The 18,414-nt window shown below is 62.3% G+C and carries 14 protein-coding genes; 6 read left to right on the top strand and 8 right to left on the bottom strand.

The features are described from left to right. Nucleotides 1–123 precede the first annotated feature (123 nt). The 5 genes from lptF to rsmA are packed head-to-tail and all read left to right on the top strand — an operon-like array spanning nt 124 to nt 6,562. Nucleotides 124–1,266, top strand: a complete 1,143-nt coding sequence (lptF, locus tag ACI3GR_RS06685; RefSeq protein ID WP_407493302.1) for an LPS export ABC transporter permease LptF — start codon at nt 124–126, stop codon at nt 1,264–1,266. Beyond that, complete coding sequence (lptG, locus tag ACI3GR_RS06680) at nt 1,263–2,360, top strand: LPS export ABC transporter permease LptG (protein ID WP_407493301.1); 1,098 nt, start codon at nt 1,263–1,265, stop codon at nt 2,358–2,360. Before lptF ends, lptG begins: the two co-directional genes overlap by 4 nt. Beyond that, the gene (locus tag ACI3GR_RS06675) at nt 2,357–4,471 is read left to right on the top strand and encodes an LPS-assembly protein LptD (RefSeq protein WP_407493300.1); all 2,115 of its coding nucleotides are present in this window, start codon (nt 2,357–2,359) and stop codon (nt 4,469–4,471) included. Before lptG ends, ACI3GR_RS06675 begins: the two co-directional genes overlap by 4 nt. Before the next feature lie 13 nt (nt 4,472–4,484). Next, a complete protein-coding gene (locus tag ACI3GR_RS06670) occupies nt 4,485–5,723 on the top strand; it encodes a peptidylprolyl isomerase (protein WP_407493299.1) in 1,239 nt (412 codons plus the stop codon). Then, nucleotides 5,723–6,562: a 16S rRNA (adenine(1518)-N(6)/adenine(1519)-N(6))-dimethyltransferase RsmA gene (gene rsmA / locus ACI3GR_RS06665; protein ID WP_407493298.1), complete on the top strand. Its 840-nt coding sequence runs from the start codon at nt 5,723–5,725 to the stop codon at nt 6,560–6,562. The genes ACI3GR_RS06670 and rsmA overlap by 1 nt, the downstream gene beginning before the upstream one ends. 132 nt (nt 6,563–6,694) lie before the next feature. Here rsmA and ACI3GR_RS06660 read toward each other — a convergent pair whose 3' ends face one another. From ACI3GR_RS06660 to ACI3GR_RS06645, 4 genes are all read right to left on the bottom strand, one after another. Continuing rightward, entirely contained in the window at nt 6,695–8,047 is a 1,353-nt protein-coding gene (locus ACI3GR_RS06660; RefSeq protein ID WP_407493297.1) for a cytochrome P450, read from the bottom strand. Continuing rightward, nucleotides 8,044–9,315, bottom strand: a complete 1,272-nt coding sequence (locus tag ACI3GR_RS06655; RefSeq protein WP_407493296.1) for a hypothetical protein — start codon at nt 9,313–9,315, stop codon at nt 8,044–8,046. The genes ACI3GR_RS06660 and ACI3GR_RS06655 overlap by 4 nt, the downstream gene beginning before the upstream one ends. Before the next feature lie 81 nt (nt 9,316–9,396). Beyond that, the gene (locus ACI3GR_RS06650; RefSeq protein WP_407493295.1) at nt 9,397–10,146 is read right to left on the bottom strand and encodes a cytochrome c biogenesis CcdA family protein; all 750 of its coding nucleotides are present in this window, start codon (nt 10,144–10,146) and stop codon (nt 9,397–9,399) included. Nucleotides 10,147–10,212: 66 nt separating this feature from the next. Then, entirely contained in the window at nt 10,213–10,638 is a 426-nt protein-coding gene (locus ACI3GR_RS06645) for a DUF3806 domain-containing protein (RefSeq protein WP_407493294.1), read from the bottom strand. Between the two features lie 164 nt (nt 10,639–10,802). Here ACI3GR_RS06645 and ACI3GR_RS06640 point away from each other — a divergent pair, with 164 nt between their 5' ends. Then, nucleotides 10,803–11,042, top strand: a complete 240-nt coding sequence (locus ACI3GR_RS06640) for a sulfurtransferase TusA family protein (protein ID WP_407493293.1) — start codon at nt 10,803–10,805, stop codon at nt 11,040–11,042. Nucleotides 11,043–11,098: 56 nt separating this feature from the next. Here ACI3GR_RS06640 and ACI3GR_RS06635 read toward each other — a convergent pair whose 3' ends face one another. The 4 genes from ACI3GR_RS06635 to ACI3GR_RS06620 form a co-directional block, all read right to left on the bottom strand. Continuing rightward, a complete protein-coding gene (locus ACI3GR_RS06635) occupies nt 11,099–13,807 on the bottom strand; it encodes an Rne/Rng family ribonuclease (protein ID WP_407493611.1) in 2,709 nt (902 codons plus the stop codon). Nucleotides 13,808–14,431: 624 nt separating this feature from the next. Next, complete coding sequence (budC, locus tag ACI3GR_RS06630) at nt 14,432–15,199, bottom strand: meso-2,3-butanediol dehydrogenase (protein ID WP_407493292.1); 768 nt, start codon at nt 15,197–15,199, stop codon at nt 14,432–14,434. A gap of 83 nt (nt 15,200–15,282) precedes the next feature. After that, nucleotides 15,283–16,620 carry a sigma-54-dependent transcriptional regulator gene (locus ACI3GR_RS06625; protein WP_407493291.1) on the bottom strand — a complete coding sequence of 446 codons (1,338 nt, stop codon included), beginning with the start codon at nt 16,618–16,620 and terminating at the stop codon, nt 15,283–15,285. A gap of 18 nt (nt 16,621–16,638) precedes the next feature. Beyond that, complete coding sequence (locus ACI3GR_RS06620) at nt 16,639–18,411, bottom strand: sensor histidine kinase (RefSeq protein WP_407493290.1); 1,773 nt, start codon at nt 18,409–18,411, stop codon at nt 16,639–16,641. Nucleotides 18,412–18,414 lie beyond the last annotated feature (3 nt).

Here is an 18,414-nt window from a genome sequence, read left to right as displayed (position 1 = left end):
GGGCGAGGCTTTGCCAAAGGCTAGCGCCGCGCCGCGGAATTGGCCAGATAGCAGTTTTCCCCCCAGATCAAATCCGTTAGGGTCCGGTAAGCCTGCTGCTGGCGGTCATACTTGGGGGAAGTCTTGGCGCGTTTCGACAGATACTTGCTGTCGCAATTTCTGGTGCTGTTTGGATTCTTTGCGCTGGTTCTGGTGTCTATTTACTGGATCAACCAGGCCGTTCGGCTGTTCGATGCCCTGATCGGCGACGGACAGACGGCGTGGGTGTTTCTGGAACTGACGGCCCTGTCGTTGCCCAACGTTGTGCGCATCGTGCTGCCGATGGCGATTTTCGCGGCCTCGGTCTATGTGACGAACCGGCTGTCCAGCGAAAGCGAACTGGTGGTGATGCAGGCCACGGGGTTTTCGCCCTACCGGCTGGCGAGGCCCGTGTTGTGGTTTGGGCTGATCGTCGGGCTGATGATGTCGGTGATGACGCATTTTCTGGTGCCCATGGCGATGACCCGCCTGCAAGAGCGGCAGGAAGACGTGGCCGATAATGTCACCGCCCGTCTGTTGACCGAAGGCACGTTCCTGCACCCGGTCAATGGCATCACCTTCTATATCCGGGAAATCGACGCCGACGGGACGTTGCGGGATGTCTTCCTGTCGGATCGGCGCAGTGATGAGAACCCGCAGACCTTCACCGCCGACCGCGCCTATCTAGTGCCGGACGCCAGCGGCGATACGGCGCGGGCCAAGCTGGTGATGGTCGATGGTCTGGCGCAGACCCTGAACGCCGAAGACGAACGCCTGTTCACGACCCATTTTCAGGACTTCACCTATGATATCGGGCGGCTGTTTGGCGACAACGCCAGCACCTATGTCCACATCCGGTTCCTGCCGACTCTGCAATTGCTGCAGAATCCGCAGATGGTGCAGGTTCTGACCGGCGCGACACCCGGCCAGATCGCCTATGAGGCGCATGGCAGGTTCGCACAGGCCCTACTGTGTGTGGCCGCCGCCCTGATCGGGTTTGCGACGCTGTTGACGGGGGGCTATTCGAGGTTCGGGGTCTGGCAGCAGATCGTCTTTGCCATCGTGCTGCTGATGGTCGTGAAATCGATCGAGGGCAGCCTGTCGGACCCGGTGTTCAAAGACGCGTCGAAATGGCCTTTAACTTACGTCGCGCCCTTGGTCGGGATCGGCCTTGGCTTCGTCATGCTGTGGTGGGCCGCGCGCGGCAGTCGGCCTTGGTTCAGACTCAGACGGCAGGTGGCTTCATGATCCTGCATCTGTATTTCGCGCGCCGGTTCCTGCGCATCTTCCTTGGGCTTCTGGCCGTGTTCCTGATGATGTCGATGCTGATCGACGTGGTGGAACATCTGCGCCGCCTGTCGTCGAACGACGTCAGTTTCGCTCAGGTCCTGCATCTGGTGCTGCTGAATGCACCGCAGGGCATCTATCAGATCCTGCCGCTGATCCTGATCCTCGCCACCGTGGCGCTGTTTCTGGGCCTTGCCCGGTCGTCCGAACTGGTGGTCGTGCGGGCCGCGGGGCGGTCGGCGTTGCGGTCGCTTTTGTCGCCGATCTTCGTGGCGTTTCTCATTGGCCTTATCACCGTTGGCATGGTGAATCCGATCGTCGCGTCCACCTCTAAACGCTATGCGGATATGTTGGAACGCTTCCGCTCGGGCGGGGTCGACGTGGTGTCGGTGTCACGCGAAGGGTTGTGGCTGCGTCAAGGCGATGGCGATGGGCAGACGGTGATCCGGGCCGCGCGCTCCAATCCGCAGGCGACCGAGTTGTTCGATGTGACGATGATCGAATACGCGGGCACCGGCGGGCCAGAGCGGCGGATCGAAGCGGATTGGGCCAAGCTGATCGACGGCGCGTGGGAATTGCGCAACGCCCGGATCTGGCCCTTGAAAGAAGGCCTGAACCCAGAGGCGCAGGTGCAGGCGCTGCAGCGTGTCGAAGTGCCCTCGACCCTGACAGAGGCACGGATCCGTGACACCTTTGGCGATCCATCTGCGATCCCGATCTGGGAATTGCCCACTTATATTCGCCTGCTGACCGAGGCAGGATTTTCCGCCCGGCGCCATGCCGTCTGGTACCAGATGGAGCTGGCGCGCCCGATCTTTCTGATCGCTATGGTGTTGATCGCGGCGGCCTTCACAATGCGCCATGTGCGGTTTGGTAAAACCGGGGTCGCAGTTCTGTCGGCGATCATGTTGGGATTTGCCCTGTATTACATTCGAAATTTCGCGCAGATTTTGGGAGAGTCGGGGCAGATTTCGGTGATGCTGGCCGCTTGGGCACCACCTGTAGCGTCACTTTTGCTTGCGCTCGGCCTGTTGTTGCATATGGAGGACGGATGATCCTGCGCCTTCTTGCCCTTCTGTTGTTGCTATTGCCCCTGCCCGGTTTGGCGCAGGACACTGGCGCTGCGGACGATGGTCCGGCGATGCTGGTCGCCGACCGCGTCTGGCTGGAAGGCAAGTCGCGCGTTGTGGCCGAAGGCTCGGTCGAGGTGCTGCAGGGCGAGGCCCGCCTGAGGGCGCGACGCGTCAGTTATGACCGCGACAGTGAACAACTGCTGATCGAAGGCCCAATCGTTCTGACCCGGGGTGAGGACGAGGTGATCATCGCCGACGCCGCCCAGTTGGACCGTGATCTGCGCAACGGCATCGTCCAAAGCGCGCGGCTGGTGATAAACCAACAGCTCCAACTGGCCGCGGCGCGGCTGGACCGGGTCGATGGACGCTATGCCCAGCTGACCCGCGCGACCGTCAGTTCATGCAAGGTCTGCGGGACCAAGGCACCGCTGTGGCAGATCAAGGCCAAGCGGGTGATTCATGACCGCGAAGAGATGCAGCTCTATTTCGATGACGCCCGGATGGAGGTCATGGGCGTGCCGATCTTCTGGACGCCGCGCCTGCGTTTGCCAGACCCGAACCAGACCCGCGCAACGGGCTTTCTGATCCCATCGATCAAGCGGAACTCTCAGCTGCTGACCGGGGTAAAGATCCCTTATTTCATCAAGTTGGGCGATCATCGCGACCTGACACTTACACCGTACTTATCGTCCGAAACCCGCACGGTGGAGTGGCGCTATCGTCAGGCCTTCGTCAACGGGCGGATCACCTTCAACGGTGCGGTCAGTCAGGATTCGCTGATCGCCCCGAACCGGGCCTATATCCGGGGCACGGGTCAATTCGATCTGGCGCGCGACTATGAGCTGACCTTTCAGCTAGAGGGCGTCACCGATGACGCCTACCTGTCGGACTACGGCTATTCCGACGACGACCTGCTGGAAAGCAACCTCATCATCTCGCGAACGCAGCGCGACGAATATGTCGAGGCACGGCTCAGCCATTACTACACCCTGCGCCCCGGTGAGTTGAACAACCAGATCCCGTCGATCGTGGGGGATCTGATATATGAACGCCGCCTGTTCCCGCGTCAGGGCGGCGAACTGCGCCTGTCAGCGGAACAGCACAGCCATTTGCGCACCTCAAACAGTGCCATTCTGGGCCGCGATGTGGCGCGTATCAGTGCGGGCGCGGAATGGTTCAACACATGGACCCTGCCACTTGGCATCCGCGCCGAAGGGCTGGTGGGCGTTCAGGCCGATAGCTTTGCGACACGGCAGGATCCGACATTCCCGTCGAACCAAGCCAATGTCGCCCCCACGGCGGCCATCACCCTGCGCTGGCCTTGGGTGCGCACTCAAAACGGCATCTCCGAAGTGATCGAACCCGTCGCCATGGCGGCCTGGACTGGTGGCACGGGGCTGAACGTCGCCAATGACGAAAGCACGCGGGTTGAATTTGACGAAGGAAACCTGCTTAGCCTGTCGCGCTTTCCGGCCCCGGACCGGCGCGAGGTTGGGTTCCGCGGTGCGGTGGGGATCAACTGGACCCGGATCAATCCTGACGGCTGGGATGCCCGGCTGACCCTTGGTACGGTCTACCGCGAAACGCGGGATGCGAATTTCACCCTGTCTTCGGGCCTGCGCAACACGGCGTCAGACCTGCTGATCGCCGGGCAATTCCGCAGCAAACACGGGATCACCCTGACAGGCCGCGGGCTGTTCAACGAAGGCTTTGGCGTCAACAAGGCCGAGGCGCGGGCAACATGGACGTCGAAGCGTTATGACCTGTCGGCCAGCTATGTCTGGCTGTCCGCCGACCCGACCGAAGGCCGCCCGAACAAAGTGTCGGAATGGCTCTTCTCCTCGGGTTTCGATCTGGGCCGTCATCTGCGCGGATCGCTGTCGGGACGCTATGACATCGTCGCCGATCAGCCGATTTCTGCCGGGGTCGGCCTGACCTACACCAACGAATGTGTCGAGATGCAGCTTTCGGCCTCGCGCCGCTTTGCATCATCCACTATCGTCACCCCAGCCACGGATTTTGCCTTTACCATCGGCTTGCGCGGTTTTTCCGCCTCGTCTTCGGGTCGGGGCGTTGCCAGAGTGTGCCGCTAAAGGCTAAGTGACGATGACTAGACGAACGGAATCCATTATGCGCCTTATCTTCCGCCTGATCCTTTCTTTGCCGCTTCTGCTGGTCGGGTTCGCTCCGATCGCCTCGGCGCAGGGCTTTGGTCCCGCCATCAAGGTCAACGACCTTGTCGTCACCCGGTACGAACTGAACCAGCGTATCCGCATGTTGAACCTGTTCAACACGCCGGGCGACGTGCCGCAGGTGGCCGAACAGCAGCTGATCGACGACCGTCTGAGGTTGCAGGCGGCCCGCGAACTGGGGATCGAGCCGACGCAGGAACAGATTGCCGACGGGATGCAGGAATTTGCCGCCCGCGCCAACCTGACCGCCGATCAGTTTCTGACCGCCCTGCAACAGGGTGGCGTCGCGGCCGAGACCTTCCGCGATTTCGTCCGTGCCGGTGTGGCGTGGCGTGATCTGGTGGGGGCGCGCTTCGGCTCTAAGGTGCAGATCACCGAACAGCAGATCGACCGCGCGATTGCCACGGGCGGTGCGTCGGGCGCCACGGTACAGGTGCTGATGTCCGAGATTTTCCTGCCGGTCGAGCCGGGCAACGAAGAGGCCACCCGCCAGCTGGCCGCGCAGATCCGTCGCGGTGGCGCCAATGGCTTTGGCAGCGCGGCCCGTGAATATTCCACCGCACCGACCGCCGGTGCCGGTGGCCGCGTAAACTGGGTGCCCGTGTCGAACCTTGCGCCGCAGCTTCGGTCGGTCATCCTTGGCCTCAGCCCCGGTCAGATTTCCGAGCCGGTCGAGCTGGACGGTCAGATCGCCCTGTTCCTGCTGCGCGCGGTCGAAGAAACGGACAGCCGTGCGTTGACCTATACCGCCGTCGAATACGCCGCCTATTACATGCCCGGTGGCCGCAGCGAACAGACGCTGGCGCAGGCGGCCAAGATCAAGGCGCGTGTCGATACCTGCGATGACCTCTACGGTATCGCCAAGGGTCAGCCGGCCGAGGTTCTGGACCGCGGCACCAAGTCGCCGAACGAAATCCCCGAAGATATCGCGCTGGAACTGGCGAAACTGGACGCGGGCGAAGTGTCGACCAACCTGACGCGCTCGAACGGCCAGACGCTGGTGTTCCTGATGATGTGTGGCCGCAGCATGGACCTGTCGGGGGCCGTATCGCGCGAAGGCATCGCGCTGGACATCCAGAACCGTCGCCTTGCGTCCTTTGCCGAAGGCTATCTGCAGCAGCTCCGGTCCGAGGCGCGGATCATCCGTTACTGATGGCCGCCATCGACGGGCTGCCCCCGCTGCGAGAGGTTATCGCGACACACGGGCTGGCGGCCAAGAAATCCCTTGGCCAGAACTTCCTGCTGGACCTGAACCTGACCGCCAAGATTGCCCGTCAGGCGGGCAATCTGGCAGACTGCGACGTGCTGGAAATCGGCCCCGGCCCCGGTGGCCTGACCCGTGGCCTGCTGGCCGAAGGTGCACGCCGCGTCTTGGCCATCGAGAAGGACGCGCGCTGCCTGCCCGCTTTGGCCGAGATTGCAGAGGCCTATCCCGGGCGTCTGGACGTCGTGAATGGCGACGCGCTGGAGGTTGACCCTCTGGCCAGCCTGACGCCGCCCATCCGCGTCGCGGCAAACCTGCCCTATAACGTCGGCACCGAACTGCTGGTCCGCTGGCTGACGCCTCAGGTCTGGCCGCCCTTCTGGCAAAGCCTGACCCTGATGTTCCAACGCGAGGTCGCCGACCGCATCGTCGCCACCCCGGGGTCCAAGGCCTATGGCCGTCTGGCCCTGCTGGCGTCGTGGCGGGCGGATGCGCGGATCGTGCTGTCCCTGCCGCCCGAGGCGTTCACGCCGCCGCCCAAGGTATCGTCCGCCGTGGTCCACCTGACCGCCCTGCCCGAACCGCGGTATCCTGCCGATCCCAAGGTCTTGGAACGTGTGGTCGCCATGGCCTTTAACCAGCGTCGCAAGATGCTGCGCGCCGCGCTGAAGGGCTTGGCCCCTGATATCGAGGATCGCCTGATCGCCTCCGGCATCAAGCCGACCGACCGGGCGGAAACCGTGTCGCTGGAGCAATTCTGTGCGCTGGCACGGGCGGTGAAGGGGTAGTCGCGCCGCTGCGCGGTCCGAGCCTCCGGCGGGGATATTTTCAGGACCAAAGAAGCGATGGGCCGCGCCAATACCTTCTTTGGTCCCATAAATATTCCTGGGGGAAGTCCGAAGGACTGGGGGCAAAGCCCCCTACACTCGTCGGATCAGGCGAAGGTGGATGCCATCCCGGGACCTGACCGTCAGATGCGCTATGGGAACCGGAGGATCGCCTACAGGCTCCACCCGGAAGTCACGCAGGATCATCGACAGGATTAGCGGACCTTCGACCATGGCGAAGCCCGCGCCGGTACAGACGCGCGCCCCGGCCGAGAACGGGATATAGGCGTCGCGCAGGCAAGTCTTGCCGTTGTCCGTACCCCACCGCGCGGGATCGAACCCATCGGGATTGTCCCACAGACGTTCGTGGCGATGGACGTGCCATGGGCTGAGCACGACCTGAGAGCCTTTGGGCAGGTCACGGTCGCGGAAATGTTCCGGGCAGGTCGTTTCGCGCACCATCATGGGCACTGGCGGGTACAGGCGCAGCGCCTCGCGGAAGGTATCGCGGGATAGTTTCAGCTTCGACACGGTCGAGAAGTCCGGGCCGTCGTCCAGCGCCTTGGCCTCTTCTGCCAGTTTCTCCTGCCACTCCGGATGCGTGGCCATCAGGTAGAGCGTCCATGCTAGGGCCGAGGCCGAGGTCTCATGGCCGGCAAGGAAGAAGATCGCGACTTGATCGACCATTTCCTGCGTGTCCAGCATATCCCCGGTCTGGGGATCGCGGGTGGTCATGATCTTGGACGCCAGATCGTCAGGCGCGGTGCCAGCGTCGATCTGGGCCCGCCGCTCTTCGGTCAGCTGCGTGATCAGCGCGCGGATGCCGCGGGCGGCCTGACGGGTCTGGCGGCTGTGGAACCGCGGCAACCATTTGGGCAGAGGGACAAAAGCTGCGATGTTCAGGATCGGAGACGACCGCTGGTAGTCGCGGAACCGGGTGAACACCTGCGCGGCGATTTCATGGTCGATGGGCACCGAGAACAACGTCCGAAAGATCACGTCGGCGGCGGCATGAGAAGTTTCGGCTTCGATCTCTACAGGTGTTTCTGTCATGTCAGAAAGCCGTGACACACAGGCCTCGGCGGCGGCCCACATGGCGGGAAACGTGTCTTTCAACCGCCCGCCTTCAAAGGCCGGATCGATGATGCGGCGCTGGCGTTTCCATGTCTCGCCATTCGTCAGGAAGACCGAATTGCCCAATAGCGGGCGCAGGCCTTCGCTGATGCGGTTGGATTTCGGGAAATCGTCGGGGCGGTCCTTGAGCACCGTTTTGATCAGGTCCGGCTGGTTCACCAGATAGGAGCGGAAGAAGGGCGTCCGAAACTCGGCCATCCACGCGCGGTAAAGCTTGGCCGGTTGCGCCGACAGGATATCATCGCGGAACAGGCGGACGTAGCGGCGCAGGCTGATCTTGTCGGGGCGCGATGGCGGTTTCGGCGGGATCATGCGAGTGACCTGTAGCGGTTCACCGGCGTGGTTATGCGGGATTTGGACGGGGCTTTGCCGTTGTAGCGATCATACAGTGTAAGTGGGCCTGCGGTGATCTGAAAATAATCGTAGTGGTCTGGCCGGTCAAACGCGCAAAGGTATTGAAAATGCAGCCGGAAAAAGCGCCAGCGGAGCTCTTTCCACCGTTCCTCCGACAGGGTTTGCGTGAAGGCGGCCGACAGGATCAGTGGCCACTTTTGCCCCTCGGGCGCGACGCCCGTGACCGCCACCGGATCGCACAGCGCAAAGGCGCAGCCATCGCCGGGGGCCGTGACATCGACCCATGTCAATTCATTGCGCGTACTGAGGTAGGCGAGGTCCGCACGCAAACGGCTGGCGCGCGGCAGGAAGGACACCATGGGGACGACTTGGCCCAACGACAGAAAGGACAGCACCGGGCCGTGCTTGGGCACACGGCCCGCGCGGATCAGGTCGGACAGGATCGACACGGCAAGATGCGCGCCAGAGGAATGGCCGATCACCAGCACCTCGTCCGTGTCGGTTTTCAAAGCCTCAGCGATCGTGTCGGCAAAGTCTGAGATGCGGTATTCCAATGCTTTAGGATTGGCCCCTAAAGATTTGGCAGAAAACGAATAATCGTGCATGAGGTAATAGGCAAAGAACTTGTTGTCCTTGGCTTTGAACCAGCGCAGCAGCGCCCAGGCGACCGCGATCCCCGCAACGAAGGATATGGCCAGCGACAGATAGAGCAGCGTGGCGAAGTCGAACCCGGTCACCGCGCCCTCGACCCACATGCCAAGGCTATAGATCGCGTAGCCCGTGAACGCGGCTGTCAGATAGCCCAGCCCCAATGCGATAACCAATTGAACCAGCAGGAAAACCACCGGATAAAGCGCGGCGATCACCGGCCCTTTGCGCAGGCGCATCAGGCGGAACAATGCGCCCGAGAAGATGTAGACTGACGCTGTACGTATTAGGCTCAGGTAGGTGGCGGGGATCGATCCGTCCATGCTGTCGCGCACGATGTCGGACCAGTACAGAACCTCGATATCGGCGTCCGTCACCGCCCCGTCGATCGCCCCCGTGACATGCCAGCCATAGGGCCCTTTGGTCGTCTTGGGGCGCAGCGTCACCTCATAGCCCGAGATCGCCCCCTGCGCCGCGCTTTCGGTGCGATACAGCTCCCGATACCGCCGGGGGTGGATCGGGTCATAGCCGGGGATATAGAACACCCGGCGGGTTTTGATGGGGGAAGAGCTGCTCATCTCTGCCTCGTGATTTCGGATAAGATACCCGACATTCGCGGCAAGATTAAGACGTATTAACCGGGTGCTAGAGAGCGCGGCTTAGCCCAGGGCTGCCAGCCCCGGGAAGGTTTCAAGCAGCCAGAAGGACATGGCCGAAAACCCGCCCGTCAGCATCAGCAGACCGATGGTCCACAGCAGCAGGCCCATGATGCGTTCGATGCGTTCCATGTTCCGCTTCATCCAGTTCAGCGTGCCGGTCAGGCGCGGCAGGAAGGCGGCGACCAGAAGGAACGGGATGCCAAGCCCAAGAGCATATACCGCAAGCAATGACGTGCCGCGCAGGACCGAGGATTCGGAGGCGGCCAGCGACAGGATCGCGCCAAGTTGCGGGCCGATGCAGGGCGTCCAGCCAAAGGCGAAGGCAAGGCCCAGCACATAGGCGCCAAAGGCCGATCCGCCCTGATCGCCCGCGTCCAACCGAGCCTCTCGATCCAGAAACCCGATGCGGAAAATCCCAAGGAAATGCGCCCCGAAGATCATCACGAGGATCCCGGCGAAGGTGTTGAAATAGCCCTGATATTGCAGGAACAGCGTGCCGACGTAACTGGCCGCGAACCCCAGCAACAGGAACACGGTCGACAGCCCCAGCACGAACATCAGCGCCGTCATCAGCGCCCGGCCCCGCCGCGCGCCATGCCCCAGATCGTTCAGCGTGACGCCGGACATATAGGCGATATAGGGCGGCACGATCGGCAGGACGCAGGGGCTGAGGAAGCTGATCGTCCCAGCCACCAGCGCCACGATCATGGCGGGCAAAAGCGATGCGTCGATGATGTCTATTCCGAACATGGACAAAGGCTTATCCGGTTCGGCGGGCGGCGTCACGTGGCGTGTTGTCACAAAGGCGTTGGCGGGTCACATGCCCTGTTCGACAAGGTCCATGACGATTTGACCGAAGGTGTTGTAGAGATGAAAGAAGTCGAGCGTCGCCAGCTCATCTTCGCGCTTTGCAATCGCGTCGATCGGGGCCAGAACGACCGACGTGTCCTGATAGCGCAATGCGATGGTGGTCCCGAATTCGTCCTGAACGCGGGTCCAGCGCATGCCAAGGGTCTGCACGAAGACATCGCCCAGAACTGTGCCGAGGGCGTTGATCCCGTTTGCGTCGTAGGGCTGCAGGCTGCGCGCGGCGACGATGTGGTTCAGGGCTGACAGCTTGCCTTCGGGCGTGTGGTAGTCTGCGCGCAGATGGTCAGGGACATGGGCCGCGATCACGGCGCGGCTTGCCTCTAGCTGCGCGGTTTCCTGTGGCGCGAGGTTGATAAAGACCTTTTCAGCCATGGCGGGCACTGCCGAAAAAACCATGATCAGACATAGGATAAGACCCTTCAGCACGACGCACCGCAAAATTGCCTGATCCAACGCGGTAGTCCTAAAGTCAGATCTCGTCCAGCGGGAAAGCGAGCGGACTTGCCCGCGCATCATTCAATCGGTAGCGAGGACGCATGGAACCCATCGATCCCGACAGCGTCGATCTGGACGCGCGGGGGCTGATCTGCCCCCTTCCCGTGTTGCGGCTGCGCAAGCGGCTGATGGCCTTGGCGCCGGGGGCGCGGATCACCGTGCTGACCGACGATCCGGTGGCGGTGATCGACGTGCCGCATTTCTGCGCGGAAGAAGGTCATGCGGTGATTGAAAACCGGGACGCAGATGGCGCGCGGTATTTCGTAATCGCCAAGGGCTGAACGCGAAACAGCCGCCCCGAAGGACGGCTGTTTGCTTTTCGATCTAGCTTGGTCGCTTACGACTTACCCAAGGACCACCAACCACGCTTTTTCGGCTTGGCCGGTTCTTCCGCCTTGGGCTCTTCGGCCTTGGCAGGTTCTACCGGGGCGGTGGTCGCTTCGGCCATTTCGGGCACACGCTCTGGCTCTGCCAGCGGTTCGGTGACCGGTTCCGGGGTCGGCTCTGCCGCGGGCTCCGCCGGTGCTTCGGCCTCGGGCTGCGGCTCTGCGGGGGCTTCAGGCTCGGCTGCGGGGGCTTCCGCCGCAGGCTCTTCCTTCTTCTTCCGCGGGGCGCGTTTGCGCTTGGGCTTGGGCTTTTCTTCGGCCGCAGGCTCTTCTGCCGGGGCTTCCGCAGGTGCGTCTGCCGTGGCATCCGCATCAGCGACCGCTTCGGCCCGCGCCTCTGCCGGAGCCTCTGTCGCGGCCTCTTCGCCCTCGGGCTTCACCTCGTCGTCCGTCTTCTTGCGGCGGGACCGGGTGCGCTTGCGCTTGGGCTTTTCTTCAGCCTCTGCGTCGGGTTTGGCCTCTTCCGTGGTCTCGGATGCGGCGTCGCCTTCGGAGGTGTCAGATCCGTCAGAAGTGTCCGACGCCTGATCGTCACCCGACCCGTTGTCACCGTTTTCCGCGTTATCACCATTGCCGCCACCGCGACGCCGACGACGCCGACGACGGCGCTTCTTGGGCTTTTGTTCCTCGTCACCCGCGTCCGTCCCCGTGCTTTCAGGGGCATCGCCACCGGGCAGGTTGTCTTCGGCATCCTCGGGCACTTCGATCTCGTCCACGTCATCCATCAGGGTGGCGTCGGCAGAAATCACGGCGGTCGGTTCCGGGACCACGCGGGTGGCGGTCTTGAACTTTTCAAGCGTGAAGTCGGGGCTGACCAGGTGCGGGTCGCCTTCGATGCGGACGGACAGGCCATAGCGCGCCTCGACCGCAGCGACATGTTCACGCTTCTGGTTCATCAGGTAGTTGGCGATGTCCACCGGACATTTCACCAGAACCTCACGCGACCGGCGGCGGGTGCCTTCTTCTTCGATTTGGCGCAGAATGTTCAGCGCCATCGAGTCGTCCGAGCGGATCAGGCCGGTGCCGTGGCACGCGTGGCAAGGCTGCGTCGTCGCCTCTAGCATGCCGGGGCGCAGACGTTGGCGCGACATTTCCAACAGGCCAAAGCCCGAGATGCGGCCCACCTGAATGCGCGCGCGGTCGGTCTTCAGCTTGTCTTTCAGCTTCTTCTCAACCGCGTTGTTGTTCTTACGCTCGTCCATATCGATAAAGTCGATGACGATCAGACCGGCAAGGTCACGCAGGCGCAGCTGGCGGGCGACCTCTTCGGCGGCCTCAAGGTTGGTTTTGACCGCGGTGTCTTCGATCGAGCCTTCCTTGGTGGCCCGACCAGAGTTCACGTCGATCGCCACCAGTGCTTCGGTCACGCCGATCACGATGTAGCCGCCGGATTTCAGCTGTACCGTCGGGTTGAACATACCGCCAAGGTAAGTTTCGACCTGATAGCGCGCGAACAGCGGCATCGCCTCGGTATAGTGTTTTACGTTCTTGGCGTGGGACGGCATGATCATCTTCATGAAGTCCTTGGCGTTGCGGTAGCCGCGTTCGCCTTCGACCAGAACCTCGTCAATATCGCGCGAATAGAGATCGCGGATGGACCGTTTGATCAGATCGCCTTCTTCGTAGATCTTCGCGGGCGCGATGGATTTCAGCGTCAGTTCGCGGATCTGTTCCCACATACGCTGCAGGTATTCATAATCGCGCTTGATCTCGGTCTTGGTGCGCTTGGCACCTGCGGTCCGTACGATCAGGCCCGCGCCGGTCGGCACGTCGATTTCGTTCGCGATCTCTTTCAGCTTTTTGCGGTCTGCGGCATTGGTGATCTTGCGGCTGATCCCGCCACCGCGTGCGGTGTTGGGCATCAGAACGCAGTAACGGCCTGCCAGCGACAGGTAGGTGGTCAGCGCGGCGCCTTTGTTGCCACGTTCTTCTTTGACGACCTGCACCAGCATGATCTGGCGGACTTTGACGACCTCTTGGATTTTGTATCGACGCGGGCGCGGTTTGCGCGGCGGGCGGATGTCTTCCTGATCGTCTTCGTCTGCGACGGACTCGATTTCGTCATCGTGGGCCGTGGCGTCGCGGGTGCTTTCGCTGTCGTCATCGTCGTCGGATGCATCGTCGGTGACATCGTCGCCCGAAGCGTCATCGGGTTCTTCGACCGGGGTTTCGGCCACGGTTTCCATCGGCGACAGACCTTCGTCATCTGAAGAGTCGTCGTCCAGATCGATGGTTTCCATGCCTTCGATGTCGGCGTCGGCGGTCACGACCGCATCGTCGCTGTCGACCTTTTCGGCCTTGGCCGGGCGGCGGCGACGGCGGGTCTTCTTCTTTTCTTCGTCGGCCTCGTCACGCGCTTTCATGGCTTCTGCATAAGCGCGCTCTTCCTCCATCAGGGCCTCACGGTCCGCGACGGGGATCTGGTAGTAATCCGGGTGGATTTCCGAAAAGGCAAGGAAGCCGTGGCGGTTGCCGCCGTAGTCCACGAAAGCTGCCTGCAACGAGGGTTCGACCCGCGTTACTTTGGCGAGGTAGATGTTACCTGCTAGCTGACGTTTGTTTTCTGATTCAAAGTCGAATTCCTCGACCTTGTTTCCGTCGACCACCACGACGCGGGTTTCCTCCGCGTGGGTGGCGTCGATGAGCATTTTCTTAGCCATATTGTCCAATTGCACGGCAAAGCCCCCCGTGGACCCGGAGGCCCAAGAGGAAAATCGGCGTGTCTGTCAGGGGCGATTTTGCGGGCACTTGCGGATATGGGCGCGGGACGGCGCAAATGCGCCCTGCCCCTGCTCTCACTTGTCCGGTCGCGCCTCATCGCGGTTCTTCTCCGGCGGTTCGCCACGTGTCGTGGGTGCCGCCCGTTCGGTGCCTCGTCAGCCATTTCTGGCCGCTTGGCGTTTTCGAGACCCTTTTCGAGGGTCCATTCGGTCTGTCCGCCGTCCGTGGCCATTGTCGGCAAGCACAAGACTGGCTGAGCAGAGAAACTGATCATGGGGCGCGCGGATGGCGCTGGCCCATTTATCCACAATAGAGCCGGGAAAGGTAAAAAGACAATGGAGAAAATCGCAGTGGCCTGCGCCACAGTGGGCCGAGCGGGCGTTTTCGGCGTCGCGCGCGACCGTGGATCCGGGCGGGTCGGATGCGCGTCAGGCGCGTTATTATGATCATATCGCAATTTTGCGATGCCCGACAGACGTGCCGGACACCGCTGATCTTGGACGTCGCGTTTTTGGTCAGACGGGCGAAATCGCCCCGCCTTTGACCCGGTGCGCCCCGGCGATCTACCCCATCGCAGGCTGGCCGTTCGACGCGGACAGGCCGCCATCGACCGGAATCACTGTGCCGTTGACGAACCGCGCGTCTTGGCTGGCCAGAAAGGCGATGACGTCGGCCACCTCTTCCGGGTCTGCCGGGCGGCCCATGGGAATACGCTCCATGAACTTGTCATAGACCTTCTGGTTCTTCTCCAGCCCCTTGGTCATCTCGGTCCGCGTCATCGAGGGTGCGACGGCGTTGATGCGGACGTCGGGTGCCAGATCCAGCGCTAGCGCGCGGGTCATGTTGCTGACTGCGCCTTTCGATGCGTTGTAGGCAAACATGCTCCAATCCCCGCCGATGCCAGACACGGACGACGTGTTGATGATCGATCCCTTGGCGTCCTTCAGATGCGGCAGGGCCTTGCGAATGCAGGTGTAAATCCCAGTGACGTTGACGGCCATGACCTTGTCCCAGCCTTCGGGATCAACATCGCCGATCTTGCCCGGCACCGCGACGCCCGCGTTGTTCACCAGCACGTCCAGCCCGCCAAAGCGATCAACGGTGCGGTCGATCAGGTCCTGCACGGTGTCGGCGTCGCGGATGTCGCCGTCGATCACCAGCGTGCGGTCTTGGGGCAGGTCCTGCGCGACCTGATCCAGCTTTTCGCGGGTCGTGGCGAACAGCACTACGTTGTAGCCATCCTTGGAAAAGCGGTGCGCGGTGGCCGCGCCAATGCCGGATCCGGCCCCGGTCACGATGACGGTTTTGGGCGCAGTTTGGGGGGTGGTCATTCATAATCTCCTTTGACGTCAAAGGGACAATGAACAAACGGCCCGCAGGTTCCTGCAGGCCGTCTTACGATAAGGTGAGCCGATCAGTTCAGGTAATCGGATCGCTGCAAGCCATACTTGGCCATCTTTTCGTTCAGCGTCCGGCGCGGCAGGCACAACTCGTCCATAACACTGGCGATCGAGCCCTTGTGGCGGCGCATCGTGTTGTCGATCAGCATCTTTTCAAAGGCTTCCACGTATTCCTTCAGCGGCTTGCCTTCGGCTGTCACGACCGACTGGACCTCGTCATGGTCGGTCATCAGCAGGGACGCGATGGTGCCCGACCCGCGACGCGATTGCAGCACGGCGCGTTCGGCCACGTTGATCAGCTGGCGGATGTTGCCGGGCCAAGGGGCCTGCAACAATTGCGCGGCTTCCTGTGCGCTGACCTTGGGGGCGTCGCAGCCGTATTCTTCGGAGAATTGTTCCGAGAAGGTCGTGAACAGCGTCAGCACGTCTTCGCCCCGCGTCCGCAGCGGCGGCACGGTGATGCGCAGCGCGGCAAGGCGGTAGAACAGGTCGGATCGCAGCGCGTCTTCGCAGGTCTTGTCGGCCTCTTGCATGTTGCAGATGGCGACGATGCGGGTTTCGCCCGGCGTGCCCTGTTCGTTGATCAAGTTCAGCAGCTTGCCTTGGACCGCGTCGGACATCGCCTCCACGTCTTCCAGAACCAGCGTGCCGCCCCGCGCCTCTTCGACCGCTGGCAGGCGGCTGTCTTCGGGGTTCATGGGGCCGAACAGCCGCTTGGTCAGCGCGTCTTCGTCCAGCGCGGCGCAGGACACCAGAACGAACTTCTTGCCCGCCCGTGCGCCCACGGCGTGCAGCGCGTGCGCCACCAGCGTCTTGCCGGTGCCGGTTTCGCCGTCGATCAGCACGTGACCATCGGCCTGCCCCAGATCGAGGATGTCTTCGCGCAGACGTTCCACCGACGGGGACGCGCCAATAAACTTTTTCATCAACTGGGTGCCGTCGGACAATTCGCGACGAAGCTGGCGGTTGTCCATGACCAGACGGCGCGCATTGGCGGCCTTCTTGGCCAATTGGTTCATCCGGTCGGGATCGAAAGGCTTTTCCAGAAAATCAAAGGCACCGATCCGCATCGCCTCGACCGCCATGGGCACGTCGCCGTGCCCGGTGATCATGATCACGGGCAGCGCGCTGTCCGATCCCATCAGTTTGCGCAGGAATTGCATCCCGTCCATGCCGGGCATCCGGATGTCGGAAATAACGATGCCGGGGTAATCCGGCCCAAGGGTTTTCAGCGCATCTTCGGCGCTGGCAAAGGTTTCCGTGTCATAGCCTGACAGGGCAAGCCATTGGCTGATCGACTGACGCATATCCTGTTCGTCGTCGACAATCGCAATCTTCATGGCCTTCTGCATCGGGGTTCTCTCCGGTGGTTATTCTGCTGCTTCGATATCCGCTGCTTCATTAGAGATAGGCAGTTGGATTTCAAAAACAGCCCCGCCCGCCTCGGAGTTCCTTGCGGTGAGGCGGCCGCCAAAGTCGTTGACGATCCCCGAGGAAATCGCAAGCCCCAGCCCGACACCGTCGCCGGGGCGTTTCGTCGTGTAAAAAGGTTCGAACAAATGGTCGAGGTTTTCGATCCCCATGCCGTTGTCGCGCACGGTGATCGTCGCGGTTTCCCCGGCCGACAGGATGACGTCCACGGCGGGGTCCGACACGGTCGATGTGGCGTCGATCCCGTTGCGTAACAAGTTGATCAGAACCTGTTCCAGACGCATCCGGTCGGCCATGACATAGACCGGCTCATCCGGCACCACGCGGGTGATGCGAACCTGTCTTTGACGCAGTTGCGGTTCCATCATCGACAGGGCGGAATTCAGGCTATCCCCCACGTTTACAAGGGAAAACTGGTCGCCGCCCTTACGCGCATAGGATTTCAGCTGGCGCGTGATCGCGCCCATGCGGCTGATCAGATCGTCGATGCGCTGAAACGAACTCAGCGCCTCTTCGGGGCGGTTGCGGCGCAGCAGCAGCGCGGCGCCCGCAAGGTAGGTCTTCATCGCGGCCAGCGGCTGGTTCAGCTCGTGACTGACGGCGGCCGACATTTCGCCAAGTGCGGCCAGTTTCGACGATTGTGCCAGCGTCTGTTCCGCCACGTCCAGCGACTTTTGCATCCGCTCACGTTCGGCAATTTCCCGCTGCAGCCTTAGGTTCAATGCGCGAAGCTCCGCCGATTCCATGCGGAAGAAATTCATGCGCAACGCGTTCTTACGGCTGAGGGCGTAGAAGGCCAGCGCCAGCAGGATCGCAAAGCCCATGGTGATCAGCGCCAGAAAGCCGTTCACCTTTTCGCGCACCGACGCATAGGTGGTGAAACTGGCGATCTGCCAGCCGCGAAACGGCAGACGAGAGCCGACGCGCATCACCGCTTCGCCCTTCACGTAGGCATCGGGCGGCAGCGCGGACCAATCTGCCGTGGCCTGCAGCGCACGTTGGATGGCGGTTTCGGGTGGTTCGCGCACCAGCGCCGCGCTTTCGGTCAGACCCCGCCAGCGGGGTTCGGTGGCCAAAATGATGCGGCCCGTGCTGTCGGTCACCAGAATGGCGTCGGAAATCCCCGCCCATGCGCGTTCGAACTTTTGCAGATCGACCTCGACCACGATGACACCGACCGTGGCGCCGTTGCTTTCCATCTTACGCGAGTAAATGAACTGATAGCCCTGCCCCTCGCGCTCGGACACCGTAAAGACCGTCGCGGCGGACCGCAGGGCATCGACGAAATGCCGCGTCCCGGTGTGGGTTTCGCCCAACCGGTTCCGGTCGGTCGCGGCCACGGTGCGCCCGTCCCTGTCCAGCAGCATCAGCGATGCGGCCCCGATCTCATCCACAAAGGAAATCAGCCGCTGTGTCGATTGGGAAAAGTCGTTGGAGTTCAGCGCCCCCAGCAGCGTCGGATCCCGCGCCAATAGCTGCGGCACGATGGAATTCCGCCGCAGTTCCGACACAAGGTTCCCGCCGTACAGCGCCAGACGCAGTTCGGCCCGGTTGCGGGTATTCTGGGTAAAACGGTCGGTCAGCAGGCTGTTGGTCACCCAGACCGTGACGATCGCGATCAGCACGAAGATCGCCAGCGCGACGCGGCTGCGCCACGAAAAGGCGGTGCCCTGACGCGGCCGTTCCGTCCTGTCTGTATGAGTGTCGACCATGCT

This window comes from Pseudooceanicola aestuariicola (assembly GCF_045763785.1).
GTDB lineage: Bacteria > Pseudomonadota > Alphaproteobacteria > Rhodobacterales > Rhodobacteraceae > Pseudooceanicola.
This window is presented reverse-complemented; position numbering and strand designations above follow the sequence as displayed.

Excerpts from the sequence above, each read along its gene's own strand:
- ACI3GR_RS06675 (WP_407493300.1), top strand. The coding sequence starts at position 2,357 with ATGATCCTGCGCCTTCTTGCCCTTCTGTTGTTGCTATTGCCCCTGCCC.
- ACI3GR_RS06660 (WP_407493297.1), bottom strand. The coding sequence starts at position 8,047 with ATGATCCCGCCGAAACCGCCATCGCGCCCCGACAAGATCAGCCTGCGC.
- lptG (WP_407493301.1), top strand. The coding sequence starts at position 1,263 with ATGATCCTGCATCTGTATTTCGCGCGCCGGTTCCTGCGCATCTTCCTT.
- budC (WP_407493292.1), bottom strand. The coding sequence starts at position 15,199 with ATGACCACCCCCCAAACTGCGCCCAAAACCGTCATCGTGACCGGGGCC.
- ACI3GR_RS06620 (WP_407493290.1), bottom strand. The coding sequence starts at position 18,411 with ATGGTCGACACTCATACAGACAGGACGGAACGGCCGCGTCAGGGCACC.
- rsmA (WP_407493298.1), top strand. The coding sequence starts at position 5,723 with ATGGCCGCCATCGACGGGCTGCCCCCGCTGCGAGAGGTTATCGCGACA.
- ACI3GR_RS06645 (WP_407493294.1), bottom strand. The coding sequence starts at position 10,638 with ATGGCTGAAAAGGTCTTTATCAACCTCGCGCCACAGGAAACCGCGCAG.
- ACI3GR_RS06670 (WP_407493299.1), top strand. The coding sequence starts at position 4,485 with ATGACTAGACGAACGGAATCCATTATGCGCCTTATCTTCCGCCTGATC.
- ACI3GR_RS06650 (WP_407493295.1), bottom strand. The coding sequence starts at position 10,146 with ATGTTCGGAATAGACATCATCGACGCATCGCTTTTGCCCGCCATGATC.
- ACI3GR_RS06655 (WP_407493296.1), bottom strand. The coding sequence starts at position 9,315 with ATGAGCAGCTCTTCCCCCATCAAAACCCGCCGGGTGTTCTATATCCCC.
- ACI3GR_RS06635 (WP_407493611.1), bottom strand. The coding sequence starts at position 13,807 with ATGGCTAAGAAAATGCTCATCGACGCCACCCACGCGGAGGAAACCCGC.
- ACI3GR_RS06625 (WP_407493291.1), bottom strand. The coding sequence starts at position 16,620 with ATGCAGAAGGCCATGAAGATTGCGATTGTCGACGACGAACAGGATATG.
- ACI3GR_RS06640 (WP_407493293.1), top strand. The coding sequence starts at position 10,803 with ATGGAACCCATCGATCCCGACAGCGTCGATCTGGACGCGCGGGGGCTG.